This window comes from Curtobacterium sp. MCBA15_012 (genome assembly GCF_001864935.2).
Classification (GTDB): Bacteria; Actinomycetota; Actinomycetes; order Actinomycetales; family Microbacteriaceae; genus Curtobacterium.
The window spans coordinates 3,266,581-3,293,491 of sequence record NZ_CP126267.1 but is presented as its reverse complement, the minus strand read 5'-3'; the positions used below and the strand labels follow the sequence as shown (position 1 = coordinate 3,293,491).

The 26,911-nt window shown below is 72.7% G+C and carries 24 protein-coding genes; 18 read left to right on the top strand and 6 right to left on the bottom strand.

From position 1 onward, the window contains the following. Window positions 1–170 precede the first annotated feature (170 nt). The 4 genes from QOL15_RS15235 to QOL15_RS15220 all read left to right on the top strand — a co-directional run bounded on the left by QOL15_RS15235 (window position 171) and on the right by QOL15_RS15220 (window position 5,173). Window positions 171–2,009, top strand: coding sequence for an ABC transporter ATP-binding protein (locus QOL15_RS15235; RefSeq protein WP_065964425.1), 1,839 nt, complete (start codon window positions 171–173; stop codon window positions 2,007–2,009). After that, window positions 2,006–3,928: an ABC transporter ATP-binding protein gene (locus QOL15_RS15230; RefSeq protein ID WP_254780235.1), complete on the top strand. Its 1,923-nt coding sequence runs from the start codon at window positions 2,006–2,008 to the stop codon at window positions 3,926–3,928. The genes QOL15_RS15235 and QOL15_RS15230 overlap by 4 nt, the downstream gene beginning before the upstream one ends. A 37-nt stretch (window positions 3,929–3,965) precedes the next feature. After that, the gene (locus tag QOL15_RS15225) at window positions 3,966–4,388 is read left to right on the top strand and encodes a DUF805 domain-containing protein (RefSeq protein WP_065964423.1); all 423 of its coding nucleotides are present in this window, start codon (window positions 3,966–3,968) and stop codon (window positions 4,386–4,388) included. Window positions 4,389–4,450: 62 nt separating this feature from the next. Beyond that, complete coding sequence (locus tag QOL15_RS15220) at window positions 4,451–5,173, top strand: TerD family protein (protein ID WP_071246146.1); 723 nt, start codon at window positions 4,451–4,453, stop codon at window positions 5,171–5,173. 228 nt (window positions 5,174–5,401) lie between these two features. Here the strand turns inward: QOL15_RS15220 and QOL15_RS15215 are convergent, their stop codons facing one another. Together QOL15_RS15215 and QOL15_RS15210 are read right to left on the bottom strand one after the other, a co-directional pair. Then, on the bottom strand, window positions 5,402–5,752 hold the full coding sequence (locus tag QOL15_RS15215) for an MGMT family protein (protein WP_071246148.1): 351 nt from the start codon (window positions 5,750–5,752) through the stop codon (window positions 5,402–5,404). Then, window positions 5,749–6,204: a GNAT family N-acetyltransferase gene (locus QOL15_RS15210; RefSeq protein WP_065964415.1), complete on the bottom strand. Its 456-nt coding sequence runs from the start codon at window positions 6,202–6,204 to the stop codon at window positions 5,749–5,751. The genes QOL15_RS15215 and QOL15_RS15210 overlap by 4 nt, the downstream gene beginning before the upstream one ends. A 198-nt stretch (window positions 6,205–6,402) precedes the next feature. Between QOL15_RS15210 and QOL15_RS15205 the strand changes: the two genes are divergently transcribed. From QOL15_RS15205 to QOL15_RS15170, 8 genes are all read left to right on the top strand, one after another. Beyond that, window positions 6,403–7,773, top strand: a complete 1,371-nt coding sequence (locus QOL15_RS15205) for an ROK family transcriptional regulator (RefSeq protein ID WP_071246150.1) — start codon at window positions 6,403–6,405, stop codon at window positions 7,771–7,773. A 406-nt stretch (window positions 7,774–8,179) separates the two neighbouring features. Continuing rightward, window positions 8,180–9,541, top strand: coding sequence for an extracellular solute-binding protein (locus QOL15_RS15200; RefSeq protein WP_071246152.1), 1,362 nt, complete (start codon window positions 8,180–8,182; stop codon window positions 9,539–9,541). A gap of 110 nt (window positions 9,542–9,651) precedes the next feature. Further along, on the top strand, window positions 9,652–10,602 hold the full coding sequence (locus tag QOL15_RS15195; protein WP_139197354.1) for a carbohydrate ABC transporter permease: 951 nt from the start codon (window positions 9,652–9,654) through the stop codon (window positions 10,600–10,602). A gap of 71 nt (window positions 10,603–10,673) precedes the next feature. Continuing rightward, the gene (locus QOL15_RS15190; RefSeq protein WP_139197367.1) at window positions 10,674–11,504 is read left to right on the top strand and encodes a carbohydrate ABC transporter permease; all 831 of its coding nucleotides are present in this window, start codon (window positions 10,674–10,676) and stop codon (window positions 11,502–11,504) included. A 32-nt stretch (window positions 11,505–11,536) separates the two neighbouring features. Further along, window positions 11,537–14,557 (top strand): glycoside hydrolase family 38 C-terminal domain-containing protein, encoded by a 3,021-nt coding sequence (locus tag QOL15_RS15185; protein WP_071246154.1) that lies wholly within the window; start codon window positions 11,537–11,539, stop codon window positions 14,555–14,557. Window positions 14,558–14,744: 187 nt separating this feature from the next. Next, window positions 14,745–15,710, top strand: coding sequence for a hypothetical protein (locus QOL15_RS15180; RefSeq protein ID WP_139197356.1), 966 nt, complete (start codon window positions 14,745–14,747; stop codon window positions 15,708–15,710). 47 nt (window positions 15,711–15,757) lie between these two features. Then, on the top strand, window positions 15,758–16,498 hold the full coding sequence (locus QOL15_RS15175) for a histidine phosphatase family protein (protein WP_071246158.1): 741 nt from the start codon (window positions 15,758–15,760) through the stop codon (window positions 16,496–16,498). After that, window positions 16,488–17,351 carry an NAD(P)H-hydrate dehydratase gene (locus tag QOL15_RS15170; RefSeq protein WP_071246160.1) on the top strand — a complete coding sequence of 288 codons (864 nt, stop codon included), beginning with the start codon at window positions 16,488–16,490 and terminating at the stop codon, window positions 17,349–17,351. Before QOL15_RS15175 ends, QOL15_RS15170 begins: the two co-directional genes overlap by 11 nt. Window positions 17,352–17,465: 114 nt before the next feature. On the opposite strand, the gene QOL15_RS15165 is transcribed toward QOL15_RS15170, so the two are convergent. Then, complete coding sequence (locus QOL15_RS15165) at window positions 17,466–17,903, bottom strand: YdeI/OmpD-associated family protein (RefSeq protein WP_065965138.1); 438 nt, start codon at window positions 17,901–17,903, stop codon at window positions 17,466–17,468. Between the two features lie 384 nt (window positions 17,904–18,287). Between QOL15_RS15165 and QOL15_RS15160 the strand changes: the two genes are divergently transcribed. The 5 genes from QOL15_RS15160 to QOL15_RS15140 all read left to right on the top strand — a co-directional run bounded on the left by QOL15_RS15160 (window position 18,288) and on the right by QOL15_RS15140 (window position 22,973). Further along, window positions 18,288–19,430, top strand: coding sequence for an ABC transporter substrate-binding protein (locus QOL15_RS15160; protein WP_071246162.1), 1,143 nt, complete (start codon window positions 18,288–18,290; stop codon window positions 19,428–19,430). Window positions 19,431–19,435: 5 nt separating this feature from the next. Then, the gene (locus QOL15_RS15155; RefSeq protein ID WP_083230386.1) at window positions 19,436–20,458 is read left to right on the top strand and encodes an ABC transporter permease subunit; all 1,023 of its coding nucleotides are present in this window, start codon (window positions 19,436–19,438) and stop codon (window positions 20,456–20,458) included. After that, window positions 20,455–21,420, top strand: a complete 966-nt coding sequence (locus tag QOL15_RS15150) for an ABC transporter permease (protein WP_305404753.1) — start codon at window positions 20,455–20,457, stop codon at window positions 21,418–21,420. The genes QOL15_RS15155 and QOL15_RS15150 overlap by 4 nt, the downstream gene beginning before the upstream one ends. Beyond that, entirely contained in the window at window positions 21,417–22,487 is a 1,071-nt protein-coding gene (locus QOL15_RS15145; RefSeq protein ID WP_071246164.1) for an ABC transporter ATP-binding protein, read from the top strand. Before QOL15_RS15150 ends, QOL15_RS15145 begins: the two co-directional genes overlap by 4 nt. A 252-nt stretch (window positions 22,488–22,739) precedes the next feature. Continuing rightward, entirely contained in the window at window positions 22,740–22,973 is a 234-nt protein-coding gene (locus tag QOL15_RS15140) for a hypothetical protein (protein WP_139197358.1), read from the top strand. A gap of 23 nt (window positions 22,974–22,996) precedes the next feature. On the opposite strand, the gene QOL15_RS15135 is transcribed toward QOL15_RS15140, so the two are convergent. Then, the gene (locus QOL15_RS15135; RefSeq protein ID WP_065964484.1) at window positions 22,997–23,476 is read right to left on the bottom strand and encodes an NUDIX domain-containing protein; all 480 of its coding nucleotides are present in this window, start codon (window positions 23,474–23,476) and stop codon (window positions 22,997–22,999) included. Between the two features lie 58 nt (window positions 23,477–23,534). Here QOL15_RS15135 and nagB point away from each other — a divergent pair, with 58 nt between their 5' ends. Then, window positions 23,535–24,320, top strand: coding sequence for a glucosamine-6-phosphate deaminase (gene nagB, locus QOL15_RS15130; protein ID WP_065964483.1), 786 nt, complete (start codon window positions 23,535–23,537; stop codon window positions 24,318–24,320). A gap of 68 nt (window positions 24,321–24,388) precedes the next feature. On the opposite strand, the gene QOL15_RS15125 is transcribed toward nagB, so the two are convergent. Continuing rightward, window positions 24,389–25,558 carry a MalY/PatB family protein gene (locus QOL15_RS15125; RefSeq protein WP_071246168.1) on the bottom strand — a complete coding sequence of 390 codons (1,170 nt, stop codon included), beginning with the start codon at window positions 25,556–25,558 and terminating at the stop codon, window positions 24,389–24,391. 138 nt (window positions 25,559–25,696) lie between these two features. After that, window positions 25,697–26,872 carry an N-acetylglucosamine-6-phosphate deacetylase gene (nagA, locus tag QOL15_RS15120; protein WP_071246254.1) on the bottom strand — a complete coding sequence of 392 codons (1,176 nt, stop codon included), beginning with the start codon at window positions 26,870–26,872 and terminating at the stop codon, window positions 25,697–25,699. Window positions 26,873–26,911: the final 39 nt, after the last annotated feature.

The window sequence follows — 26,911 nt, the reverse complement described above, 5'->3', positions numbered from 1 at the left end:
CCCGTGTGCCGTCACACCACGTGACGGTGCCGGCGCGACCACGCGCCCGGCCGGAGCCCACCACGCAACGCCCACCGTGCCTCCCGGCCGGCCCGACGCCCACCGACGCGACCCGTCGGCGGACCGACGACCCGACCGGGTGGGACGGCAGATGCACGAGGACGCAACCCATGTCCCAGACGCCCGACCAGGCGCGCCCGTCCACCGTCCGACCCTCCACCGACCGACCCTCCACGCTGCGCGCGATCGCGCGCATCATGCCCTACGTGCGCCCGTACCGCGGGCGCCTGATCGGCGGCGTGGCCGCCGCGATGGGCGCCTCGCTCGTCGCGCTCGCCATCCCCTACGTGCTGCAGTGGCTCGTCGACGGCCCGCTGTCGACCGGCGACGCCGGGCAGATCTGGCCGGCCGGCCTGGCCGTGCTCGCACTCGGCGCCCTCGAGGCGTTCTTCATCGCCTCGCGCCGCCGACTGGTGATGCGGCCCTCGACCCGCATCGAGTCGAACATGCGCAACGCGCTGTACGCGAAGCTGCAGGACCTGCCGGTGTCGTTCCACGACCGCTGGGAGTCCGGGCAGCTGCTGTCCCGCTCGGTGTCCGACCTGTCGCTCATCCGTCGCTGGCTGGCGTTCGGCGTCGTCCTGCTCGTGGTGAACATCGTGACCATCGCGGTCGGCTTCGTCGTGCTGTTCACCTTCGGGTGGCTGCTCGGGGTGATCTTCCTGGTGGCGTGCATCCCGATCTGGGTGACCGCGCTGCTGTTCGAGCGCCGCTACTCGATCGTCGCGCGCCGCAGCCAGGACCAGGTCGGTGACCTCGCGACGAGCGTCGAGCAGTCGGTGCACGGCATCCGCGTGCTCAAGGCGTTCGGTCGCGGCCGCAGCAAGCTCGAGGAGTTCAGCGAGCAGGCCGAGGCGCTCCGCGGCACCGAGATCGAGAAGGCGAAGGCCATCGCCGGCATCTGGCTCTGGCTGCTGCTCGTCCCCGACGTCGCGTTCGCGCTGTGCCTGCTCGCCGGCATCTGGCTCGCGTCCCAGGGCGAGATGACGGTCGGGCAGCTCTTCGCGTTCTTCGCGACCGCGACCGTGCTGCGGTTCCCGATCGAGTCGATCGGGTTCTTCCTGTCGATGACCTTCGACACCCGCACCGCGATCGACCGGTTCTTCGAGGTGATGGACTCCGAGAACACGATCCAGGACCCCGCGGAGCCGAAGACCATCGCGGAACCGCACGGTGCGCTGTCGTTCAACGACGTGCACTTCCGGTACCAGGACGCGACCGACGAGTACCCGGACCTGGTCGACGGCGTCGAGCTGCAGCTGCAGCCCGGCGAGACCATGGCGCTCGTCGGCCTGACCGGTAGCGGCAAGACCACGCTGCTGTCGCTCGTCCCGCGGCTCTACGACGTCACCGGCGGCTCGATCACGATCGACGGCGTCGACGTCCGTGACCTCACCCGCGCCGAGCTCCGTCGGCACGTCGGCGTCGCGTTCGAGGACGCCACGCTCTTCTCGACGAGCGTGCGTGACAACGTGCTGCTCGGGCGTCCGGACCTCAGCGGGGACGAGGCCGAGCGGATCATGCGCGAGGCCCTCGACATCGCGCAGGCGTCCTTCGTCGACGACCTGCCCGAGGGCGTCGACACCCGCGTCGGCGAGGAGGGGCTGTCCCTCTCCGGTGGGCAGCGGCAGCGCCTGGCGCTCGCGCGCGCGATCGCCGCGCGGCCGTCGGTCCTCGTGCTCGACGACCCGCTGTCCGCGCTCGACGTCGACACCGAGGCGCGGGTCGAGGCCGGGCTCCGCCGGGTCCTCGCCGACACCACGTCGCTCATCGTCGCGCACCGCCCGTCCACCGTGACGCTCGCCGACCGGGTGGCGCTCATGGAGGGCGGCCGGATCACCGCCGTCGGCACCCACTCGGAGCTGATGGCCACCAACGAGCACTACCGCTACGTCATCTCCTCGCTCGACGAGGACGACGCACCCGCCCGAGAGGAGGCGATGGCATGACCCAGCAGGACCAGTTCCCGCCCGTCGACACGGCAGCCGGGCCGGGAGGCACGGATCCCGTCGGTGCCGAGGCTGCGGACACGCAGACTGCCGCACCGATCACCGCGTCCGTCACCACCCTCGGCGTGCGCGGCGAGGAGCGGCAGGACTACACGAAGGCGGAGAGCAAGCGCCTGCGGCGCCGCTCGCTCGCCCTGCTCGGCTCGCTGACGGCACCGCTGAAGCTGCGCCTGGTCTGGCTCGGCGTGGTCGTGGTCGTCTCCACCGCCGGCACCGTCGCCGGCCCCGCGCTCATCGCGTGGGGCATCGACAACGCCCTGCCCGCGGTGCTCGACCGCGACGACTGGACGCCGGCGTTCGGCGTCGTCGCGACGTACGTCGTGGTCGCGATCCTCGGCGCCGTGCTCACGGCCTGGTACACCGTGCTCGCGGCCCGGATCAGCCAGGCGATCCTGTTCGACCTGCGGAAGCGCGTGTTCCTGCACACGCAGCGGCTCTCGCTCGAGTTCCACGAGACGTACACGTCCGGCCGGATCATCTCGCGCCAGACGAGCGACCTCGACTCGATCCGCGAGCTGCTCGACTCCGGGCTGAACCAGCTCATCCAGGGCGTGCTGTACATGGTGTTCACGGCGATCGCCCTGGTGCTGCTCGACCCGACGTCCGGACTCGTGCTCGCGGTGTCGCTCGTGCCGCTGTGGTTCCTGGTCCGCTGGTTCCAGACCCGGTCGCAGACGCTGTTCCGCGCCACCCGCACCACCTCGGCGAGGGTGATCGTGCACTTCGTCGAGACGATGACGGGCATCCGGGCGGTGCAGGCGTTCCGCAAGGAGTCCCGCAACCGTGACGAGTACGGCGGGTACGTCGAGCAGTACCGGGTGGCGAACACGAAGGTGTTCAACCTGTTCGGGACGTTCGACCCGGTGCTCGTGCTCATCGGCAACGCGACGCTCGCCGCGGTCGTCATCGTCGGCGGCTTCCGGATCGTCGGCGGTTCGCTCGAGGTCGGCGCGCTGCTCGCGGTCGCGCTGTACGCCAAGCGGTTCTTCGACCCCGCGCAGGAACTCGCGATGTTCTACAACGGGTACCAGTCCGCGTCGGCGGCGATGGAGAAGATCTCCGGCGTCCTCGAGGAACGGCCGAGCGTGCCGGATCCGGTGAAGCCGGTCCGCCTGCCCGACGCCACCGGGAAGATGGACTTCGAGCGGGTCGAGTTCGCGTACAACGCGGGCAAGGTCGTGCTGCCGGAGTTCGACCTCCACATCCCGGCGGGGCAGACCATCGCGCTCGTCGGGTCGACCGGTGCCGGGAAGTCGACGCTCGCCAAGCTGATGGCGCGCTTCTACGACCCGACGACGGGCTCCGTGCAGCTCGACGGCGTCGACCTGCGGGACCTCGACCCGAAGGACATGCGCCGTGCGATCGTCATGGTGACGCAGGAGGCGTACCTGTTCTCGGGCTCGGTGGCGGACAACATCGCGCTCGGCAAGCCCGGGGCGACCCGTGCCGAGATCGAGGCGGCGGCCCGGGCCGTTGGAGCGCACGAGTTCATCACGGCGCTCCCGGACGGGTACGACACCGACGTGAACAAGCGCGGTGGCCGGGTGTCGGCCGGGCAGCGGCAGCTCCTGTCGTTCGCCCGGGCGTTCATCGCCGACCCGAAGGTGCTCATCCTCGACGAGGCGACCGCGTCGCTCGACATCCCGTCCGAGCGGCTCGTGCAGGAGGGCCTCGAGACGCTGCTCGCCGACCGCACCGCGGTGATCATCGCGCACCGGCTGTCGACCGTGGCGATCGCCCACCGGGTGCTCGTGATGGAGTACGGCCGGATCGTCGAGGACGGCACGCCCGACGACCTCATCGCGGGCACCGGGCGGTTCGCCCAGCTGCACGCGGCGTGGCGGGACTCGCTCGTGTGAGCGGCGCCGGGCTGCGCGCACGTGGTTGTCTTGGGGGATGAGCAACGACAGCGTGCAGCCCGGCGGCGTCGCCCTGCGCGACCCCTTCTACGGGGCACCGTTCACCGAGGCCCTGCGCCGCTTCTGGCGGAAGTACACCGTCTTCACCGGACGGGCCTCGCGCTCCGAGTTCTGGTGGTGGTGGATCACCTGGTTCGCGATCGGCCTCGTGCTGCAGCTCGCACCGCAGGCGTTCACCCCCGACGCGCCGATGCTCGAGAACCCCGTCGGCTCGTACCTGTTCGTGCTGTGGGGGCTCGCGACGCTGGTCGGCTCGCTCGCCCTCGGCGCCCGGCGGCTGCACGACGCGAACCTGTCCGGCTTCTGGCAGTTCCTGCACGTGCTGCCGGTCGTCGGCTCGATCGTGCTGTTCGTGCTCTTCCTGCTGCCCACGAACCCGAAGGGCGTGCGGTTCGACTGACGCCGGAGCGTGGTCGTCGGGCAGGATGGACGTCGACCACACCACGGACCCGGGGGGACCAGATGTTCGGCATCGGCAAGAAGAAGACCACGACGACGCCCGAGGGGGCAGCACCCGGCGTGGCAGCGCCCGACGCGACCGCTGCGGGGGCCACGACCGCGGCGGCCGCCTCGGCCCCGGCGTCGGACCTGGGGCTCGCGAAGGGGCGGATCAGCCTCGAGAAGCGGCAGGTCGTCAGCCTGACGAAGACACCGACGATCACCGTCACGATCTCGTGGCCGAACGCCACCGACTACGACGTGTTCGCGCTCGTGCAGTACCAGGACGGACACGTCGAGACCGTGGCGCAGTTCGGGACGAAGGACGACCGGAAGTCCTCGCCGCGCACCGCCGACGGCACCGTCGTGCACCGCGGGGACGAGCGTCGCGGGGCCGGTCGGACGACCATGGCGGACGAGGTGATCGACATCACGCTGAACCCCTCGATCGCGCGGATCGTGCCGGTCGTGTACTCCGCGCAGTCGAACGGCACCGGGTCGTTCCGCCGGTACCAGGTGAGCACGGCCGTCGACAACGGTGCCGGTGACGTCGTCGAGATCGCCGCGCGCGACGCCGACGCGAACGACAAGGTCTACACGTGCGTGCCCGCCGTCATCACGAACGGCGACCACGTCCGGATCGAGAAGCTCGAGGCGTACTCGAAGCCGGGGTCCGAGCGTCGCCCGGTCGTCGAGGCCGACGGCACCGTCCGCATGGACGCCGGGTCGGTGAACGCCTACAAGTGACGCGCCGGGCCGGGCCGGGCCGGGCCGGGCCGGGCCGGGCCGGGCCGGGCCCGGCGGGCGGGTCCGACGCGGTCGGCCGTCGCGCGCTGCGCACAACCGGAGGCACGTCGCACCACGGATCGCCGTGGTGCGACGTGCTCTTGGTTGCGCGGGAGCACGTCGCGCCGCGCGGGACGCGGCGACCGTGGCCGGACCGCGCCGGGCCGGCGGCCGGACCGCCGAGGCGGGTCAGGACCGGTCGTCGGCGTCCGTGGTGGGTGACCAGCGCGCACGGGGCATGTCGACCCTCCAGGCCGACCGGCCCTGCACGAGCGGCGTCCCCTCGACGCGGTAGTGCTCGAGCGCGCGGGCCTCGTGCCGCACCGGCGGCAGCCCGCCGGACCGGACCACGCGCCACCACGGCAGGTCGGAGCCCTCGTGCGCCATCACCTTGCCGACCGCGCGGGACGCGCGCGAGCCGAGCGCCGCCGCGACGTCGCCGTAGGTCATCACCCGGCCCGCCGGGATGCACCGGACGACCTCGGCGACGGCGGCGCCGAAGTCCTCGGGGTCGGGCGTGCCGGCCGCGTCGTCGGTCAGAGCGTCAGCGAGGCGAAGTGGTCGCCGTACTGGGTCTCGCGGACCACCGAGAAGCCGAGTGCGCGGAAGAAGGCCTCGGGGCCGACCTCACCGCCGGGCTCGTAGACGACCGTCAACCGTTCGAAGCCGCGGCTGCGGGCCTCGTCCGCCAGGCCGTGCACTGCGAAGCGACCGACGCCACGACCCTGTGCCGACGCGGCGACGTTGACGCGCCAGATCGCGCTGCGGAGCTCCTCGGCGGCGTTGTCCTCGTCGAAGGTGCCGATGATCATGCCGACCACCTCGTCACCGTCGAGGACGACACGGGTCCAGGCCGAGCTCGGCTTGACGTCGGACTCGGCGACGCCGTAGGTCGTCGGCTGGACGAACTCCTCCTGCCCCGGCTTGAGCGTCAGGGAGTTGGCCGCGGCTGCCGTGGTCGCGGAGAGTTCTACGAGGCGCAGGTCGGACATGGGGTCAGGGTATCGGTGCACCCGGTCGGGGGCCAGGACGGTGACGCCACCGTTGCAGCACCGTTGCGGTGTCAGAGTCGTGGTGGCCGGTGATCCGGCGCCTCGGCCGTCGCTGCTGCGGGTGGTGTCGGCGGCGGCGCCGCTGCGCGCGCGTCGTCCGTCCTGGAGGGGCTGATCCGTCGCGGTAGGGTCGCGGACATGGCGGAGCACCGACGCGGCGCGAACATGCCGTCGATCGGCGGCTTCAACCGCACCGTCGTGCTCGACGCCGTCCGCCGCTCGCCCGACGGACTGAGTCGGGTGGAGCTCGCCGCACGGACGGGCCTCAGCGCGCAGACCGTGTCGAACGTGACCCGCTTCCTCATCGACGCCGGGATGATCGTCGAGTCGGGCACGGTCGTCGCCGGACGCGGCAAGCCCCGGACGATCCTGCGGCTCGAGGCCTCGAGCCGGTTCGCGGTCGGCGTGCACGTCGACCCCGCGGTCGTGACGTACGTGCTCCTCGACCTGGCCGGGTCCGTCGTCGCGGAGTCCACGACCTCGACCCCGTCCGCCGAGGACCCGACCGAGGTCGTGCGCACGATCGCCTCGGCGGTCGGACGGCTCGTCGGCGGGGCGGGCGTCGACGTCGAGGCGGTGCTCGGGGTCGGCATCGCGAGCCCCGGACCGATCGACGTCGACGCCGGCGTGGTGCTCGACCCGCCGTTCCTGCCCCGGTGGCGCGACGTGCCGCTGCGCGACGCGATCGCCGAGGCCACGGGCTTCCCGGTGCTGCTCGAGAAGGACGTCACCGCGGCGGTGGTCGGCGAGATGTTCCTGGCGGGGGAGTCCTCGGCGCGGAACTTCGCCTTCGTGTACTTCGGCACCGGCTTCGGCGTGGGGCTCGCGATCGACCACGAGCCCGTCCGCGGGGTGGGGTCGAACGCCGGGGACGCCGGGCACATCATGGTCGAGCAGGGTGCCCTCGCCGGGACGCCCGAGGGGTCCGGCTCCCGCGGGGAGGTCGGGGCGACCGTGGCACCCGGTCGGCTGCTGCGGGTGGGGGCGGCGCGGGGGCTGCGGCTCGGGGTGGACGGGACGCGCGGTGGTCACGGCGGTGCGGTGGCCGACGGCGGCGGGCTCGGCGGCGGGGCTGGCGAACCCGGTGCCGGTGCCGGTGCCGGTGCCGGTGTGCTCGACGTCGGTGTGCTCGACGTCGGTGTCGAGGACGTCGCCGCGGTACAGCGCTCCTGGGCCGCCCTCGGCGAGGCGATCCGCGCGGGCGACCCGGCGGCGGTGTCGCTCGCGGCCGATGCCGGCACCGTGATGGGCAACGCGGTCGTGCTCATCGTCAACCTGCTCGACGTCGACCGGGTCGTGTTCGGGGGTCCGTTCTGGTCCGACATCGCCCCGGTCGCGCTGCCCGCCGCCCGCGAGGCCGTGATCGGTTCCCGGAACCTCGTCCCGAAGCACCCGATCGCGGTGCAGGACAGTGGTCGGGGTGCGGACGTCGCGGCGGTCGGAGCGGCGTGCCTCGTGCTCGACGCCGCACTGTCCCCGCGGGCGAGCGCGCTGCTCATCCGGCACTGACCCCGCTCGCCGCGGGGTGATCGGGCGCCGGGTCGACCCGGCAGCGCCGCGCGACATCGCGGACGTCGGACGACAGCGGCGCTGTCGCTCGCCAGCGCGTGGATGCGTCCCGCCAGCGCACGGCGCCGACCCGCCGGCCCCGTGCGACATCGCGGACGTCGGACGACAGCGGCGGTGTCGCTCGCAACCGCGCAACCCCGCAACCGCGCAACCCCGCAACCCCGCAACCCCGCGACCCCGCGACCGTGCGACCCCGCGACCCCGCACGACCGAACCCACCCCGCACGACCACCGATCCGACGCCGATCCGTGACCCGCACCCCTTGACACGGATTAAGTCCACACGCTGTACTAATCCTGCGCGCGGGTGACGGAGCCCGCGGACATCCCGTGCAAAGGAGCACCGATGAAACGCCGCACCCGCATCATCGCCGGCCTCGCAGCCGTGGCAGTCGCCGCGGTCGGGCTGGCTGGCTGTTCCAGCTCGGGGTCCGCCTCGAGCGACACGATCAAGATCGCCTACCAGAAGTACGGCGCCTTCCAGCAGCTCGACGCCCAGATGAAGGAGGTCAAGACCGAGTACGAGAAGGCCAACCCCGGCAAGACGGTCACGCTCGTCCCGATCCAGGCCCAGGGCAACGACTACTACACGAAGCTCGCGCTCATGAACAAGGCGCCCGCGACCGCTCCGGACGTCATGTACGAGGACACCTTCCTCATCAAGTCCGACGCCGAGGCCGGCTACCTGCTGCCCCTCGACGACTACGTGGCGAAGTGGAAGGACTGGGACCAGTTCTACGACAACGCCAAGCAGGCCGGACAGGGTGACGACGGCAAGATCTACGGCGTCTCGATGGGCACCGACACCCGGGCGCTCTGGTACAACAAGGACATCTTCGCCAAGGTCGGCCTGCCCGTCCCGTGGGAGCCCAAGACCTGGGACGACGTGCTCGCCGCCGCGAAGACCATCAAGGAGAAGGACGCGGGCGTCATCCCGTTCAACATCTACTCCGGCAAGGCGCAGGGCGAAGCGTCCACCATGCAGGGATTCGAGATGCTCCTGTACGGCGCGGAGGGCGACGGCAACACGCTGTACAAGGACAAGAAGTGGGTCGTCGGCTCGAAGCAGTTCCAGGACTCGCTGCAGTTCGTCGAGGACGTCTACCAGGGCGGCCTCGGCCCGACCCCGCAGCAGGCGCTCGACACGAACGTCGGCACGACCATCACGCAGACGTGGCTGCCGCAGGGCAAGCTCGCGATCGACCTCGACGGCTCGTGGCAGTCGGGCTCGTGGCTCGAGTCCGGCACCGCTCCGTGGAAGCAGTGGAACGACGTGATGGGGCAGGCGCCCTTCCCGACGCAGAACGGCCAGGAGCCGGGCTACAACTCGATGTCCGGCGGCTGGACGCTCGCGGTGGGCAAGAACTCGAAGAACCCGAAGGCGGCGTTCGACTTCATCTCGACCTTCCTGAGCAAGGACGGTTCCCTGAAGTACGACACCGAGAACAGCCAGATCGCGGTCCGGAAGGACGTCGCCGAGGACCCGACGTACACGGGTGCGAACCCGACGTTCTCGTTCTTCTCGGGGCTGGTGCAGCACACCAACTTCCGTCCCGCGACGAGCGACTACTCGCAGGTCTCGAACGCGATCCAGGTCGCCATGGAGTCCGTGATGACCGGGCAGCAGACACCCGCCCAGGCCGCGAAGGCCTACGACCGGTCGGTCCAACAGGTGGTCGGCGAGAAGAACACCGTCGACGCCGGGTAGCGGCGCGACCCGTCGACGGACTGGAGGCGCGGCTCACCACGTGCACCGCGCCTCCAGTCCGTCCCTCCCCACCTTCGCAGACCCCCTGGCGCACCCGGAAGGCAACCACCGTGTCAACCACCCCCCTCGCGCCGACGCTGTCGGCGCCCGGTGCGCCGAAGCGCACCGATCCGCCGACGCCGCGTCGGCGGCGCACCCTGCGGCAGGCGAGCCGAGCGGTCCCGCTGCTGCCGGCCGTCGTCCTGCTCGTCGTCTTCCTGCTCGGCCCCGTCGTCTCGTCCTTCTACGGGTCCTTCACCAACTCGGCGCTGACCGGCGCGAGCGCCGCGAACCAGCAGTTCGTCGGCCTGCAGAACTACGTCGAACTGTTCCAGGACCCGGACTTCCCGAAGTCCGTCGTCCTCACGATCGTGTTCCTGCTCGCCTCGGCGGTCGTCGGCCAGAACGTCCTCGGACTCGGGCTGGCGCTCCTCATGCGCAGCGCGAACCGGGTCGTCCGCGCGGTCGTCGGCACGTTCGTCGTCGCGGCCTGGGTGCTGCCGGAGATCGTGGCGTCGTTCGCGGCGTACGCGTTCTTCAACGACACCGGCACGCTCAACACGGTCCTGTCGTCGATCGGGATCACCGGGGCGAACTGGTTGTACACGTACCCGATGGTCGCCGTCGTCCTGGCGAACATCTGGCGCGGCACCGCGTTCTCGATGCTCGTGTACTCCGCCGCCGTGCAGGAGGTCCCCGAGGAGATCACCGAGTCGGCCGAGATGGACGGTGCGGCCGGGTGGCAACGGCTCGTCTACATCACGCTGCCGGTGATCCGGCGGTCCATCTCGACGAACCTCATGCTCACGACGCTGCAGACCCTGTCGGTGTTCACGCTCATCTTCGTGATGACCGGCGGCGGCCCGGGCACGAACTCGTCGACGCTGCCGATCCTGGCGTACCAGGAGGCGTTCAAGTTCTCGCAGCTCGGCTTCGGGACCGCGATCGCGACGATCCTGCTCGTGGTCGGTGCCGTGTTCTCGATCATCTACATCAAGGCCCTGAAGCCGGAGGTCGACTGATGGCCGTCACCGTCCCCGACCGCCCCGTGTCGAACGTCACGCGCTCGGTCACCGCCCCGGGCTCGCTGCACATGACGTCGCCGCGCGGCCGCACCATGCGCTGGGTGTCGAACGTCGTGCTGCTCGTCATCGCGGTGTGCTTCGCGGTGCCGCTGCTCTGGCTCGTGCTCGCCTCGTTCGACACGCAGGCGTCGCTGTCCGTGAAGCTCCCGACGCAGTTCACGCTCGACAACTTCACGAAGGTGCTCACGCCCGAACTGTCGTTCATCCCGCTCGGCAACAGCCTGCTGCTCTCCGGCGGCACCGCGGTCGTCACGGTCGTCGTCGCGATCCTCGCCGCGTACCCGCTGTCCCGCTACAAGATGCGCGTCAACAAGCCGTTCCTGTACAGCATCCTGTTCGGCACCGGTCTGCCGGTCACCGCGATGATGGTGCCCGTGTACGCACTGTTCGTGTCGCTCAACCTGATCGACAACGTGTGGGGCTGCATCTTCTTCCTCGCCGCCACGAGCCTGCCGATGGCGATCTGGATGGCGAAGAACTTCATGGACTCGGTGCCGATCTCGCTCGAGGAGGCCGCGTGGACCGACGGCGCCTCGATGTTCACCACGCTGTGGCGGATCGTCATCCCGCTCATGCGCCCGGGCATCGCGGTCGTGTTCATCTTCGTGTTCATCCAGGCGTGGGGGAACTTCTTCGTCCCCTTCGTCCTGCTGCTCTCGCCCGACAAGGTGCCCGCCGCCGTGAGCATCTTCAACTTCTTCGGGCAGAACGGAGCCGTCGCGTACGGGCAGCTCGCCGCGTTCTCGATCGTCTACTCCGTGCCCGTCATCGCCCTCTACGTCCTCGTCTCGCGCGGCCTCGGCGGGGCGAACGCCCTCGCCGGCGGCATCAAGGGCTGACACCCGCCTCCCTGCTGGAAAGGAACCACTCCATGCACCACGACGAACCGCTCGTCGAAGCCCGGATCGCCCGACTCGTCCGCGACCGGATCGACCCCGCCGTCCTGCGGCGGTCGGCCCCGGTCACGATCGACGCGTGGCAGGTCCCCGGCGAACCCGTCCCGTTCGCCGAGGCCGTCGCGGCCGAGTACACGCCGTTCCGGGTCGGCGACGCCTGGGGTGGACGACCGTGGGGGACGACCTGGTTCCGGGTGCGCGGGACGGTGCCCGCCGACTTCGGCACCGACCCCGGCACGACCGCCGAGCTGCGGGTCGACCTCGGGTTCTCGGGGCGCCAGCCCGGGTTCCAGGCGGAGGGCCTCGCCTGGCGTCCGGACGGCACGACCGTGAAGGGCATCGAGCCGCTCAACGACACCGTGCCGCTCGAGGTCGGGGCGGGCGGCACGTTCGAGCTCTACGTCGAGGCGGCCGCGAACCCGGACATCGGCGGCGACCACTTCCAGGGTGCGACGCCGCTCGGGTCGCGGGCCACCGCCGGCACGGAGCCGATCTACCGGCTCCGTGCCCTGGAGCTCGTCGAGCGCGACGACACGGTGTGGGAGTTGCAGCAGGACGTCCGGGTGCTCCGGGGTCTGATGGCCGAGCTGCCGACCGACGGCACCCGCGGGGCCGACCTGCTCCGCGTGCTCGAACGGGTCGCCGACGCCCTGGACCCCGACGACGTCGCCGGCACCGCCGCGGCGGCGCGGGAGGTCCTCGCGCCCGCCCTCGCCGTGCCCGCCAGCGCCGCCGCGCACCGGGCGATCGCCGTCGGGCACGCCCACATCGACTCCGCCTGGCTCTGGCCGGTGCGCGAGACGGTGCGGAAGTGCGCGCGCACGTTCTCGAACGTCCTCGACCTGATGGACCGCGACCCCGACTTCACCTTCGCGTGCTCGTCGGCGCAGCAGTACGCCTGGATCCGGGACGGCTACCCGTCGATCTGGGCACGGATCACGCAGCGCGTCGCCGAGGGACGCTGGATCCCGGTCGGCGGCATGTGGGTGGAGTCGGACACGAACCTGCCCGGCGGCGAGGCCCTTGCCCGCCAGTTCGTCGCGGGCAAGCGGTTCTTCCTCGAGGAGTTCGGCGTCGACACCCCCGAGGCGTGGCTACCCGACTCGTTCGGCTACACCGGCGCCCTGCCCCAGATCGTCCGTGCCGCCGGCTCGAAGTGGTTCGTGACGCAGAAGCCCTCGTGGAACGAGACGAACGTCATCCCGCACACCTCGTTCCACTGGGAGGGCATCGACGGCTCGCGCGTCCTGACCCACCTGCCCCCGGCCGACACGTACAACTCGGACGTCTCGGCGGCCGACCTGCACCGCGGTGAACGGCAGAACAAGGAGCGCGGCGTCGCGAACACCTCGATGCTGCTGTACGGCTTCGGCGACGGCGGTGGTGGCCCCACGCGTGAGATGGTCGCCGCGGCCCGCCGGCAGCACGACCTGGACGGGTCGCCCCGGGTCGACCTCGGGACCCCGGCGCAGGTGTTCGAGGAGCTCGAGCGCGCGCTGCCGACCCCCGCGGTGTGGTCCGGGGAGATGTACCTCGAGTTCCACCGCGGGACCTACACGTCGCAGATCCGCACGAAGCAGGGCAACCGCCGCTCCGAGCACCTGCTCCGCGAGGCCGAGACCTGGGCCGCGACCGCCGCGGTCCGGCACGGCACCGAGTACCCGTACGACGCACTCGAGTCGGTGTGGCACACGGTCCTGCTCCAGCAGTTCCACGACATCCTGCCGGGGTCGTCGATCGCGTGGGTCTACGAGAACGCCGAGGCCGAGTACGCCCGGGTCGCCGCCGTGCTCGAGGAGCTCATCGGCAGCGCGACGAGCGTGCTCGCGACCGGCGGCGGCACCGCCGACGGCGGTCGGGTGGTGCGCTTCAACGCCGCGCCGGTGGCGGCGGACGGGGTGACCGCGCTGGGAGGTGCGCCCGCCGACGCGGCGCGACCCGTGCCTCCCGTCCGACACGGCGACCACCTGGTGTTCGACACCGGCGTCGTCACCGCGACCATCGACGCGGACGGCCACGTCGTCTCCCTCGTCGAGCACCGGTCCGGTCGGGACGCGGTCGCCCCCGGGGCCGTCGCCGCGCAGTACACGGTGTTCCGCGACACCCCGAACCAGTGGGAGGCGTGGGACATCGACCGCGCCTACCAGCGGAACGGGACCGTGCTCGCGGCCGCGTCGGTCACGGTCGAGGGCGACACCGTCGTCGTCGAGCGGCCGTTCGGGTCCTCGTCGATCACCACGCGGTACTCGGCGGTCGTCGGGCAGCCGGAGCTGCTCGTCGAGACCGAGGTCGAGTGGCACGAGCGGCAGAAGCTCCTCAAGCTCGCGTTCCCGCTCGACGTGCGGGCGGCCGCGGCGTCGAGCGAGATCCAGTTCGGGCACATCGACCGGCCGACGCACCAGAACACCTCGTGGGACATGGCCCGATTCGAGACGTCCGCGCACCGCTGGGTGCACGTCGCCGAGCCGGGGTTCGGTGTCGCGGTCGCGAACGACTCGACCTACGGGCACGACATCACCCGCTCGACCCGTCCGGACGGCGGGACCACGACGCTCGTGCGCGAGTCGCTCCTGCGCGCGCCGACCTTCCCGGACCCGCACGCCGACCAGGGGCACCACGTGTTCCGCACGGTGCTGCGCGTCGGCGACTCGGTGCTCGACGCGGCGGACTCCGGCTACCGGCTCAACCTGCCGGTGCGCGCCGTGCCGGGCTCGGCCACGGTCGAGCCGCTCGTGACGGTGTCGTCGCCGCAGGTGTTCGTCGAGGCGGTCAAGCTCGCCGAGGACCGCTCGGGCGACGTCGTCGTGCGGCTGTACGAGGCGACCGGCGGCCGTGCGGCGGACGTGGGCGTGGACCTCGGGTTCGACGTCGCGGCGGTCGAGCGGGTGGACCTGCTCGAGCGGCCGCTGGGGTCGGGGTCGTGGGGCGCCGGGGAACGGGTCGTGCTGACGATGCGGCCGTTCGAGATCGTCACGCTGCGGGTGCGGCGGGGCTGAGGCGGGGTGGTTCCGGGCATACCTGGCTGTTCCGGGCGTACCTGGTCGCATCGACCGACCAGGTACGCCCGATCGTGCTCGGTACGGCGGTCGGTCGCCTCCTCCACAGGGGCGACGGCCTGGAGGCTCGTCCACAGTTCTCGACGTCGGCCTCCGTCCGGCCGTGGCGATCGGGCACCGTCGAGGCATGCAACGACCTCTTCCGATCCTCCGCGCGGGTCCGGCGCGGGAGACCTCCTGCGACGCGACGACCCTGCGACGGCGGACCAGGATCGCCGGGCCCGACCGCCTGGTCCGCGTCGGGCCGAACGCCTTCGTCGAGGGTGCGCTGTGGGACGCCGCCGGGCCCCGGCAGCGGTACGTCACGCGCGTCCACGGACGGCTCGGTCGGCTCGGCACCCGGGCCTCCGCGTCGCACGTGTCAGCGGCAGCGATCCACGGCCTCCCCGTCCTGAAGGGGTGGGGCGTCCCCGTGCACGCCACCGTGCCCGAGTCGATGTACCGCCGACGGACCGCCGATCTCGTGCTCCACACCCGGCCGCTCGATGACGACGAACGCGAGCAGGCGCACGGCATCTCGGTCACCTCCGTCCCGCGGACCGTGGTGGACATCGCCTCGGCCGCCGACCTGCGGACCGCCGTGGTCGTCACCGACCGGGTTCTCGCGACCGGGACGACGCGAGCGACGCTCCGAGCGGCGGTCGACCCGCGTGCTCGGAGCCGCCGGACCGTGGAGCGGGTGCTCGAGCTGTCGGACGGCCGCTCGGGTTCGCCGGCGGAGTCGTTCGCGCGGGTGGTCTTCCTCGAACTCGGACTCCCGACACCGGTGCTCCAGCAGGACTTCGTCGTGGACGGTCACCGGTACTCGGTCGACTTCTGGTTCCCGGACCACGGGGTCGTGATCGAGATCGACGGACGGGCGAAGTACTCGCAGGAGCGCTACCGCGACGGCCGTTCCCCGACCGAGGTCTTCGTGGCCGAGAAACGACGGCACGAGCGACTGCTCACCGTCCCGGTCGTCCGAGCGATCGTCCGCCTCGAGTGGCGAGACCTGTTCGACCCGGACCTCCTCGTCCGTCGGTTCCGTGCCGCCGGTCTGCCGTGCCCGGTCCGCCCGGTGCGCAGCGCTCGTCCGAGCCGACCGACGTGGTGAGCCCGAGGCGGTGAAGGGGCACAGCGGGGCCTGGTTACCGTGGCGCCATGGCTGTCAGGGAGATCTGGCTCGTGCGCCACGGGGAGTCGGAGGCGAACGTCGCCGCTGCCCGCGCCGAGGCCGACGGAGCAGACGTGATCGACGCGGGACACCGGGACGCCGACGTCCCGCTGAGCCCGCTGGGTCGGGAGCAGTCGCGGGCGCTCGGCCGTGAGCTCGCGGACCGCGGCGTCGACGACGTGCCGGTGCAGCTCTGGGTGTCGCCGTACCTGCGGGCGCAGCAGACGATCCGCACCGCGCTCGAGGCGGGCGGCATCGACGAGCCCACCCGGCGCGTGGACGAACGGCTCCGGGACCGTGAGCTCGGCGTGCTCGACCTGCTCACCCGACAGGGCGTGCAGCACCGGTACCCGGACGAGGAACGCCGGCGGCAGTGGCTCGGCAAGTACTACCACCGGCCGGCGGGCGGGGAGTCCTGGGCGGACGTGATGCTGCGCCTCCGGTCGCTGCTGCACGACGTCGACCGGCTCGACGGACCGGAGCGGCTGCTCGTCGCGGCGCACGACGCCGTCGTGATGCTCACCGTGGCCGTGTGCCTCGACCTGGACGAACCGGAGCTGATGGCCTTCGCGGCCGAGCACACCGTGGCGAACGCCTCGCTCACGCGACTCCGACGGGACACCGTCGGCGCACCGTGGTCGCTCGAGGAGTTCTCGGCCGTCGGCCACCTCGACGACGACGAGGTCACCGAGCACAGCGGGCGGAAGGACGACACCCGTGTCGCCTGAGCCGATCACCCCGAACGCCCTGCGGCAGTGGCCGCTCCCGGAGCCCGGCGCGGGCAAGTACGGCCGTGGGCAGGTGCTCGTCATCGGGGGAGCGGCACGGACACCGGGTGCGGCGATGCTCTCGGCGCTCGCCGCACTCCGGGTCGGCGCGGGGCGGCTCACCCTCGCCGTCGCGGCGAGCGTCGCAGCGGAGGTGTCCGTCGCCGTCCCGGAGTCCGGCGTCCAGCCCCTCGACGAGGACGACGCCGGCCACATCGCGGTCGGCGCGATCGACGCGGCCGCGGACGACGCCGGCAGCGCGGACGCGGTCCTGATCGGCCCCGGACTCGACCATCCCGACGGTGCTCGTGACCTCGTGGCACGGATCGCGGACGTCGTCGGACCGGAGACGAAGGTCGTGCTCGACGCCTTCGCGCTCGGCGTCGCGGCGGACGTGGCCGACCGCCTCGAACCCCTGCGCGGACGCCTCGTGATGACCCCGAACAGCGGCGAGGCCGAACGGCTGCTCGGACGGGACTGCGGCGAGGACGACGTCGCCGACGCCCGGGAGATCGCCGAGCGGTTCGGCGCGGTCGTCGCACTGTCGGACGTCGTCGCCGCACCGGACGGCCGGGTCTGGGTGAAGGGCACCGGTGCCGGAGGCCTGGGGACCAGCGGGAGCGGCGACGTCCTCTCCGGTGTCGTCGTCGGGCTGCTCGCACGTGGGGCCGACCCGGCACAGGCGGCGGCGTGGGCGTCCTCCGTGCACGCCGCGGCGGGCGACCGTCTCGCCGTGCAGGTCGGCCCGCTCGGCTACCTGGCGAGCGAACTGCTCGCCGAGATCCCGCGCGTGCTGGTGGAGCTCGGCGGCTGACCGCACCGGACACCCGGCCGGAACGGGCGTACCCGGTCGTCCTGGACCACCAGGGACGCCCGGAACGACCGACCACGCCATCCAGGCGACGCCATCCAGGCGCGCTGTCCCCGCTCAGCCCTGCAGAGCCTCCACGGCCTTGTCGATGCGCCGCTGCCGGGTCTCCGGCGCCTTAGCCTGCACCACCGGGTCGACGAGCGCGCGCTGCCGTGAGTTCGACAGCGTCTCGAACGCCGCCCGCACCCCGGCCGCCTCGAACGCGTGCGCCAGGTCCTCCGGCACGTCGACGGTCCGCGGCAGGGTGTCGACCTCGAGCGTGACGTCGACGGTGTCCCCGGCCGCGATGCCCGCAGCGCGGCGGTGCTCGGCCGACAGCGGGACGAGCGACTGTCCGCCCATCACCCCGATCGTGGACCGGTAGGTGTAGCCGCCGTCGATCGTGACGACCACGGCCGGGCGACCCCCGGCGCCGAGCGCCTCGACGACCTCCGGCGGCACGGGCGGTCCGGTGGCCGTCCCCCGTGCCTGCAGAACCGTCGTCGTGAACCGCATCCGTGCCTCCAGACCGCAGAACGCGCCATCGGCGCGGACCAGCGAGCGAGCGAACAGGTGGACCGGGCCACCGGACCAGCGGACCGTCCCGCCGGACAAGCGAAACCGTACAGCCGCACCCGCTGTTCCGCCATCGTTCACCGCCGCGGCAGGACGCGGAAACCGGCCGCGTCCACGATCGTCCCGGACGCGGCTCCGGACGACAAGACCCGGATGCCGGGACCCGGACCACCGGGCCCGGGATGCCGGGACCCGGCCCACCGGCCCCGGAGACCCGGACCCGGCCCCACCGGACCCGGACCGCACCGACCAGCACCGAACCGCAACCAGGACCCCGCCCCGGCCCCCCGATCCGGGCACCCCCGCACCCGAAAGGCGCACCCCGTGCAGCACACCCGTACCCTCGCCGGCATCGCCCTCGCCGCCGCGGCCGTCGTCACCCTCGCCGGCTGCTCGGCGACGAGCAGCGCGGCGACGTCGAGCGACACCGACTGGAAGACCGCCACCAGCGCCCAGGCAGGCGGCGGCATGGACGCCCTCGTGCAGGCCGCGAAGGCCGAGGGCAAGCTCAACGTCATCGCCCTCCCGCCCACCTGGGCGAACTACGGCAAGATCATCGCCGGCTTCGAGAAGAAGTACCCCGGCATCACGATCACCTCGGCGAACCCCAACGGGTCGAGCGCCGACGAGGTCGCCGCGGTGAAGTCGCAGAAGGGCCAGTCCACCGCCCCCGACGTGCTCGACCTCGGCAACGCCGTGATGCAGCAGAACCTCGGGCTGCTCACCGACTACAAGGTGGCGAACTGGTCGGACATCCCGGAGGACCTGAAGGACGCGGACGGCAAGTGGACCCGTGACTACACGGGCCTCATGTCGATCGGCTACGACTCCTCGAAGATCACCAAGGCGCCGAAGGACCTGAACGACCTGCTCGGCAGCGAGTACAAGGGCAAGGTCTCGATCGCGGGCGACCCGACGCAGGCGAACCAGGCCGCGAGCGCCGTGTACCTCGCCGCGCTCGAGAACGGCGGTTCGGCCGACGACATCACGAAGGGCGTCGACTACTTCGGCAAGCTCAAGCAGGCCGGCAACTTCCAGAACGTCCTGCCGACGCAGGCGACGGTGGCCTCGGGCGAGACCCCGGTCGTCGTGCAGTGGTCGTACAACAACCTCGCGTGGGGTCCGGCCGCCGGTGCGAGCGGGAACAAGAACTGGAAGACGGTCATCCCGGAGGGGAAGGCCCTCGGCTCGTACTACTCGCAGGCCATCAACAAGGACGCCCCGCACCCGGCGGCCGCGCGGCTCTGGCAGGAGTACATCGCCAGCCCGGAGGCGCAGAACCTGTACCTGCAGGCGGGCGCCTTCCCGTCGACCCTCGCCGCGATGGAGCAGTCCGGCAAGGTCGACGCCGACGCCCTCAAGGCCGCCGGTGGCATGCCGAAGGACACCGTCGAGCTGACCGACGCGCAGGTCACCGAGGCCGCGAAGGTCCTCGCTGCGAAGTGGTCCACCACGATGGGGTCCTGAGGCGCATGACGACGGCACCAGCGGCGGGGCCACGGACCGCGGGTCCGGCCGCCACGAGCACCGCACCCACGTCCGACCCCGCCGCCGGTGCCGGCCAGCCCGGCACGACCGCCGGGCACGGCAGCCCCGGCACGTCCGGACCGGCCGCGACCGCTCGCCGCGACGCGGCCCCCCGTGTCCGGCGTCGCCCCGGCCTCGCCTGGCTCGGGCTCACCCCCTTCGCCGCGTACGTCCTGCTGTTCCTCGCCGTCCCCGCCGCGATCGCGGTCGGCAGCGGGTTCACCACGGGCGACGGCGCGTTCACCCTCGCCAACCTCGCCGCGTTCTCCGACCCGTCCGTCCTCCGTGCGTTCGGCGGCTCGTTCGGCCTCTCGGCGGTCTCGGCCGTGATCGGTGCCGTCGTCGGGGCCGTCGTCTGCTGGGCGCTCGCCGCGCTCGACCCGGACGGGCTCGTCCGGTCCCTGATCGACGCCGCGGCGAGCGTGCTCGCGCAGTTCGGCGGCGTCATGCTCGCCTTCGCCTTCATCGCGACGATCGGCGCGCAGGGCCTCGTGACGACGTGGCTCGTGTCCACCCTCGGTGTCGACATCAACGCGAACGGCACGTTCCTGTACACGGTCCCCGGGCTCGTCCTGCCCTACGTCTCGTTCCAGGTCCCGCTGATGGTCCTCACGTTCATGCCCGCGCTCGAGGGCGTGAAGACCCAGTGGGGCGAGGCTGCGGCCACCCTCGGCGCCCCGCGCGGGACCTACTGGCGCCGGGTCGCGCTGCCGGTCCTCGCCCCGGCGTTCTGGGGATCGCTCCTGCTCCTGTTCGCGAACGCGTTCTCGTCCTTCGCGACGGCCGCCGCGCTCATCTCGCAGGGCGGCATCGTCCCGCTGACGATCCGCGCGCAGCTCACGAGCGAGACCGTCCTCGGCCTGCAGAACGTCGCCGGGGTGCTCGCGCTCGGCATGGTCGTGGTGATGGCGGTCGTGATGGGTGCCTACGCGCTGCTGCAGCGCCGGGCAGCACGGTGGCAGCGGTGAGCGCCGTCGGCACGCGTCCGACGGGTGGGCCCGGCGGCCCGCGTCGGACGGCAGCCGCCGTCGGCACGCGTCCGACGGGCGGCGCGGTGGGCACCGCCGGCCCGCGTCCGCCGCGTGAACGGGCGGGCCGGTCTGGAGGCGCGCCCCGCCCCCGCCGCTTCGGCGTCGCCCCGTCACGGGTCACCGCGGCGATCGTGCTGGTCGTCGTCGGCCTCGTGAGTGCCGTCCCGTTCGTCGCCCTCGTGCAGTTCACCTTCCGCCAGGGGACCGACGGCGGCCTGACCCTCGACCACTACGCCGCGATCGTCGACCCGGCGAACGCGGCCACCTACCAGCCGGTGTTCGACGGGCTCGGGGCGTCCCTGCTCATCGCCCTCATCACGGTCGGGATCGTGCTGCTCGTGCTGCTGCCCGCGCAGGTCATCACCGCGATGCGGTACCCGCGGCTCCGGCGCGTGCTCGAGTTCGTCTGCCTCGTGCCGATCACCGTGCCGGTCGTCGTGCTCGTCGTCGGGTTCGTCCCCGTGTACCAGGTGGTGGCGCAGGTCCTCGGGTCGGACGCGTGGACGCTCTCGTTCGCCGTCGGGATCGTGGCGCTGCCGTTCGCGTTCCGTCCGATCGCGACCGCGCTGACCGCCGTCGACGTCACGACCCTGTCCGAGGCCGCCCGCACGCTCGGGGCCTCGTGGTGGACCGTGACGTGGCGCATCCTGCTGCCGAACCTCCGCCGCGGGATCACCGCCGCGTGCTTCCTCACCATCACCGTCGTCCTCGGCGAGTACACCCTCGCCTCGTTCCTGTCCCGGACCACGTTCCAGACCGCGCTGCTGCTCGTGCAGTCGACCGACCCGTACGTCGCGGCGGTGTTCTCGCTCGCCGCACTGCTGTTCGGCTTCGTGCTGCTCGTCCTCATCGGCCGCGTCGGGGTGTCCCGCAGGTCCCGCACCAAGGAGTCCGCATGACCGTCACCGCCCCAGCCGCACCGGCGTCCCTCGCCGCCGAGGGCGCGGCCGTCGAGCTCGAGGCCGTCGAGAAGCACTACGGCACGCACCGCGCCCTGGCCGGGCTGTCGCTCCGCATCGAGCCGGGGGAGTTCGTCTCGCTGCTCGGACCGTCGGGCTGCGGCAAGACCACCGCGCTCCGGGCGCTCGCCGGGCTCGAGGCGATCGACGCCGGCGCGATCCGCATCGACGGTGCCGACGTCGCGCACACCCCGGTGGAGCGGCGGGACATCGGCATGGTGTTCCAGCAGTACTCGCTGTTCCCGCACATGACGGTGCGCCAGAACGTGTCGTTCGGGCTCGAGATGCGACGGGTCCCGCCCGTCGAGCGCCGCTCCCGGGTCGTCGACGCGCTCGACATGGTGCACCTCGGGGACTTCGCCGACCGCTACCCGCACCAGCTCTCGGGCGGCCAGCAGCAGCGCGTCGCCCTCGCCCGCGCGCTCGTCACCCGCCCCCGGGTCCTGCTGCTCGACGAGCCGCTGTCGGCGCTCGACGCCAAGGTGCGCGTGTCCCTCCGCGACGAGATCCGACGCATCCAGAGCGACCTCGGCATCACCACCGTGTTCGTCACCCACGACCAGGAGGAGGCGCTCGCCGTCTCCGACCGGATCGCGGTGATGCACGACGGCGGCATCGAGCAGGTCGGGACGCCCGAGGAGCTCTACCGCACCCCGTCGTCGGCGTTCACGGCGGACTTCGTCGGGCAGTCGAACCGGCTCCGGGGCGACCTGCGCGGCGGGGACGTGTTCGTGTACGGCTTCCGGGTGCCCGCGCTCGACGGCTCGGCACCCGACGGTCCGGTGATCGCACACGTCCGGCCCGAGGACGTCGCCTTCGCCGCAGAGGGCGTCACCGGCACGGTCGTGGCCTCGAGCTTCCTCGGCTCGATCCGGCGCACCACGGTCCGGCTCGACGACGACACCGTCGTGACCGTCCAGCACGAGGTCGGTGATCGCCGCACCCCGGGCGACCCGGTCGCGCTGCGCCTGCTCGGCGCCCCGGTCGCGGTCGCGCGGCTCGTGTAGCGCGCACGTGGTCGGGCGCGTTGCGCTGCGACCCACGCGCTGGGCGACACCTCGCGGGGCACGCTGCCCGTGGGCTGTCGCTGCGGCCGTGACGTCGGCTCCGCGCCGCGGACGGGAGGCGCGTGGCGGCCTGGCACCGTGCCTCCCGTCCGGCGTCTCCTCACCACCGCGACCGACTCGGCGGACCTGCGCTCGCGCTGCATGTGGAACATCAGTCCGGTAGGCTCGCCGCACGGAACCGAGGGAGTGCTGGTGGATCGCAGGACCGGGACGTCGGCGGCGGCCGTCGCCGTCCTGCTCGCCGGCTTCGGCGCGGTCGCCGTGCTCACGGGCGTCCAGACGGGCTCGGACGTGCGCTGGGTCGTGATCGCGAGCAGGGTCGGCATCGGTGTGGTGTCCGTGCTCGCCGGCCTCGCGCTCGTACGGCTGCGGGAGCGTGGCCCTCGGCGACGGCGGGACGGGCCCCGGCGACGGGGTCGTCGCTGAGCTGGTGACCCGCCGGGGCCGGGTCAGCGCTCGAAGCGCGCCTCCCGCTCGTCGGCCAGTGCGGCGGCGACGCGGGCCCGCATGTCCGCGGACATCTCGGGGAGCGCGTCGAGCGGTGCCCAGAACGCCTCGGTGTTCTCGCCGTCGGCGGGCGCGGGCGTGCCGGAGACCCAGCGGCACGCGAACACCAGGTCGAGGTACTGCGCGCGGTCCCCGTTCGGGTACGTCATCTCGGGCAGGACCTGCACCCACGCCAGACGTTCGGCGACCGCGACGACGTCGGCCTCCTCGAGGACCTCGCGTTCGGCGGCGACCGCGGGCTCCTCGCCCGGGTCGACGATGCCCGTCACCGGCGTGTACGCGCCCGTGTCAGCGCGACGGACGACGAGCAGCTCGCGGGCGTCGCCCTCGCCGCGGGTCACGACGGCGGTCACACCGGTCAGCCAGAGCAGGTCCGTGCCGATCTTCGCGCGGAGGGACAGGACGAAGTCGGGGGTGGGCATGCCCTCACGCTACCGCCCACCCCTGTCGCGAAGTGGTCATGACCAGTACGCTGGCGGCGTGGAGATCATCATCCTGCCGACGCCGGCCGAGGTCGGGCGTGTGGCCGCAGCGAAGATCGCGTCCGTCGTGACCGAGAAGCCGTCCGCCGTCGTGGGCCTGGCGACGGGGTCGAGTCCGCAGGGGATCTACGCCGACCTGCGACGCCGGGTCGAGGCGGGGGAGGTGTCGTTCGGCGCCGCCCGCGGGTTCGCGCTCGACGAGTACGTCGGCATCCCGCTCGAGCACCCGGAGTCCTACGCGAGCGTCATCGCCCGGGACGTCGTGGAGCCGCTCGGGTTCGACCCCGCTCGGGTCCGCGTGCCGGACGGCCGGGCCGCCGACCTGGCGTTCGCGGCCAAGGAGTACGACGCCGCGATCCGCGCCGCTGGTGGGGTCGACGTGCAGATCCTCGGCATCGGGGCGAACGGGCACATCGGGTTCAACGAGCCGACGTCGTCGTTCGCCTCGCGCACCCGCATCAAGACGCTCGCACCCTCGACGCGCGAGGCCAACGCCCGCTTCTTCGACTCGCTCGACCAGGTGCCGACGCACTGCATGACGCAGGGGCTCGGGACGATCCTCGAGGCCCGCGAGCTCGTGCTCGTCGCCCAGGGATCCGCGAAGGCCGACGCCGTCGCCGCCGCGGTCGAGGGGCCGCTGTCGTCGTTCGTCCCCGGGTCGGCGCTGCAGCTGCACGAGCACGCGACGGTCGTCGTCGACGAGGAGGCCGCGGCCGGCTTGCGCCTCGCCGACTACTACCGGTACACGTACGCGAACAAGCCCGAGTGGCAGCGGTTCGAGTGACGGGGCGCTGCGGCGCGGGTGCTGGCCGGGCTGCGGACGTCGTGTGAGGGTGCGGTGCGCGTCGGGTGTCAGCGGGCGGCGGCCAGGCGGGCGAGCCCCTCACGCAGGGTCTCCTCGGAGCACCCGAAGTTGAGCCGGGCGTGCCCGACCCCCTGCCGCCCGAAGTCCCGCCCGTTCGTCAGCGCGACCTTCGCCCGCTCGACCAGGAGCAGCGCGGGGTCGTCGCCCCACGGCAGGGCCCGCAGGTCGAGCCAGGCCAGGTACGACGCCTGCGGCTGCCGGTACCCCGCGCCGGGCAGCAGTGTGCCGAGCTCCTCGGCGAGCACCCGTCGGTTCGCCGCGAGCTCCGCCAGGACTGACGCCAGCCATGGCTCGCCGTCGCGGAACGCCGCCACGCTCGCGGTGTAGCCGAGGATGCCCGTCCGCTCGACGACCTCGACGGGCAGGCCGTCGAACCAGCCCCGGGCACGGTCGGACGCGCCCACCATGAGCGCGCACTTCGTCCCGGCCAGGTTCCACGCCTTGCTCGCGCTCGTCAGGGCGACCCCGTGCTCGACCGCCTCGGGCCCACAGGTCAGGAAGGGCGTGAACACCGCGTCGGCGTGCGTGAGCGGCGCGTGGATCTCGTCCGACACCACCACGGCGTCCCACTCGGCCGCGAGCTGCGCGAGGGCGACGAGCGACTCCCGGGGGTGCACGAGCCCGAGCGGGTTGTGCGGGTTGCAGAGCAGCACGGTGCGGGCGCCCTCGGCGAAGGCCCGGCGCAGGCCGTCGAGGTCGATCCGCCACCCGGCCGTGGTGCCGAACGGGTCCGGTTCGCCCTCGGGGGCGACGAGCGGGACCTCGGTCACGACCCCGCCGGCCTCGTGCACGTAGTCCCAGAACGGCGGGTACACGGGCGGCATCACGACGACCTGGTCACCCGGGGCGATCACCCGGCGCAGCACCTCGACGGCCGCGACGGACACGTCCGTGGTGGTCCGGACGAGGTCGGGGTCGACGTCCCACCCCCACCGGCGAGCGGCGAAGTCGGCGAACACCTCGGGCAGGACCCGGGTGTGCCCGAGGTAGCCGGTGTCCCCGTTCGTGACGGCTCGGGCGAGGGCCTCGCGGATCGGTTCGGCGGGCACGGAGTCCATCTCGGCGACGAACATCGGCAGTACGTCGGCGGGGTACGCGGTGTACTTCTCGCTCGTGCGGTCGCGGCGGGCATCGAACGGCGAGACCATGACGCTCATGCGGCCAGCCTGGCACCGAGGGGGTCGGGGTGTCGGACGGGCTCGGCGCGGGCGGGCGCTCCGCACGGACGGCGTGCTCGGTGCGGACGGGTGCCCACCCAGACGGCGTGCGCACCGTGGTCCGCGCGGCGCGCGTCGTCAGTCGGTCGGCAGCTCGCGCCCGGCGCCCCACACCCGCAGCACGTCGAGCCCTGGCGACAGCGCCACCAGGTCCGCCGCGTACCCGGGTGCGATCCGCCCGAGCCGGTCCCCGGCCCCGAGCGCGGCAGCGGGGACGGCGGTGAGCGCACCGACGGCGTCGGGCAGCGAGACCCCCGCCGCCGAGACCGCGAGCCGCAGGGCCTGGTCCTGGGTGAGCGTCGACCCCGCGATCGTGTCGGTGCCCGCCACGCGCGCGACCCCGTCGGTCACGGTGACGGCGAGTGACCCGAGCGCGTACGAGCCGTCCGGTGACCCGGCGGCACCCATCGCGTCGGTGATGAGCGCGACCCGTCCCGGCGCCCCGCGGAGCAGGACACGGGCGACGGCGGGGTGCACGTGCACGCCGTCGAGGATGAGTTCGAGCGTCACCCGGTCGTCCTCGAGCGCGGCGGCGATCGGTCCCGGCGCACGGTGGTGCAGCCCCGGCATGGCGTTGCACGCGTGCGTGAGCAGGGTGGCGCCGGCGTCGAACGCGGCCCGGGCCTGGTCGTACGAGCAGACGGTGTGCCCGACGGCGACGGTGACCCCGGCGGCGGTGAAGCGGCGGACGGCGTCGAGCGCTCCCGGCAGCTCGGGCGCGATCGTCACCTGGCGGAGGACACCGTCTCCGGCCTCGAGCAGGGTCTCGACGGTGGCCGGTGTCGGGTCGAGCAGGAACGAGGCGTTGTGCGCGCCCTTGTTGTGCGGCGAGAGGAACGGCCCCTCGAGGTGCACGCCGAGGACGAGCGGGTCGGTGGCCGCGACGGCACGGATGCGGTCGAGCGATGCCACCAGGGACGGGATCGGGTTCGCGACGAGGGACAGCACCGACCGGGTCGTGCCGTGCGCTCGGTGCACGGCGAGGGCGGCGTCGAACGTGTCGTCCTCGTAGGCGGCTCCACCCCCGCCGTGGCCGTGCAGGTCGACGAACCCGGGCGTCAGGACGGCGTCGCCGAGGTCGACGACCTCGACGTCCGCACCCGGACCGCGGCCGGGCGAGACCGGGTCGAGCCCCACCGGGCCGGCCCCGACCGCCTCGATCACGTCACCCGCGAGCAGGACCCAGCCGTCGGCGGTGGACCCGGCCGCGTCGACGACGTGCGACGCGCGGACCAGCGTGCGCCGCGCCTCCAGGCCGGGGACCACGCCGGGGACGGGACCGGACCCGGGGAC

Bases quoted from the DNA above. Each gene is read 5' to 3' on its own strand.
- QOL15_RS15175 (WP_071246158.1), top strand. From the start codon at position 15,758: ATGGCTGTCAGGGAGATCTGGCTCGTGCGCCACGGGGAGTCGGAGGCG.
- QOL15_RS15190 (WP_139197367.1), top strand. From the start codon at position 10,674: ATGACGTCGCCGCGCGGCCGCACCATGCGCTGGGTGTCGAACGTCGTG.
- QOL15_RS15230 (WP_254780235.1), top strand. From the start codon at position 2,006: ATGACCCAGCAGGACCAGTTCCCGCCCGTCGACACGGCAGCCGGGCCG.
- QOL15_RS15155 (WP_083230386.1), top strand. From the start codon at position 19,436: ATGACGACGGCACCAGCGGCGGGGCCACGGACCGCGGGTCCGGCCGCC.
- QOL15_RS15200 (WP_071246152.1), top strand. From the start codon at position 8,180: ATGAAACGCCGCACCCGCATCATCGCCGGCCTCGCAGCCGTGGCAGTC.
- QOL15_RS15220 (WP_071246146.1), top strand. From the start codon at position 4,451: ATGTTCGGCATCGGCAAGAAGAAGACCACGACGACGCCCGAGGGGGCA.
- QOL15_RS15205 (WP_071246150.1), top strand. From the start codon at position 6,403: ATGGCGGAGCACCGACGCGGCGCGAACATGCCGTCGATCGGCGGCTTC.
- QOL15_RS15225 (WP_065964423.1), top strand. From the start codon at position 3,966: ATGAGCAACGACAGCGTGCAGCCCGGCGGCGTCGCCCTGCGCGACCCC.
- QOL15_RS15185 (WP_071246154.1), top strand. From the start codon at position 11,537: ATGCACCACGACGAACCGCTCGTCGAAGCCCGGATCGCCCGACTCGTC.
- QOL15_RS15135 (WP_065964484.1), bottom strand. From the start codon at position 23,476: ATGCCCACCCCCGACTTCGTCCTGTCCCTCCGCGCGAAGATCGGCACG.
- QOL15_RS15165 (WP_065965138.1), bottom strand. From the start codon at position 17,903: ATGCGGTTCACGACGACGGTTCTGCAGGCACGGGGGACGGCCACCGGA.
- QOL15_RS15125 (WP_071246168.1), bottom strand. From the start codon at position 25,558: ATGAGCGTCATGGTCTCGCCGTTCGATGCCCGCCGCGACCGCACGAGC.
- QOL15_RS15210 (WP_065964415.1), bottom strand. From the start codon at position 6,204: ATGTCCGACCTGCGCCTCGTAGAACTCTCCGCGACCACGGCAGCCGCG.
- QOL15_RS15180 (WP_139197356.1), top strand. From the start codon at position 14,745: ATGCAACGACCTCTTCCGATCCTCCGCGCGGGTCCGGCGCGGGAGACC.
- QOL15_RS15145 (WP_071246164.1), top strand. From the start codon at position 21,417: ATGACCGTCACCGCCCCAGCCGCACCGGCGTCCCTCGCCGCCGAGGGC.
- QOL15_RS15235 (WP_065964425.1), top strand. From the start codon at position 171: ATGTCCCAGACGCCCGACCAGGCGCGCCCGTCCACCGTCCGACCCTCC.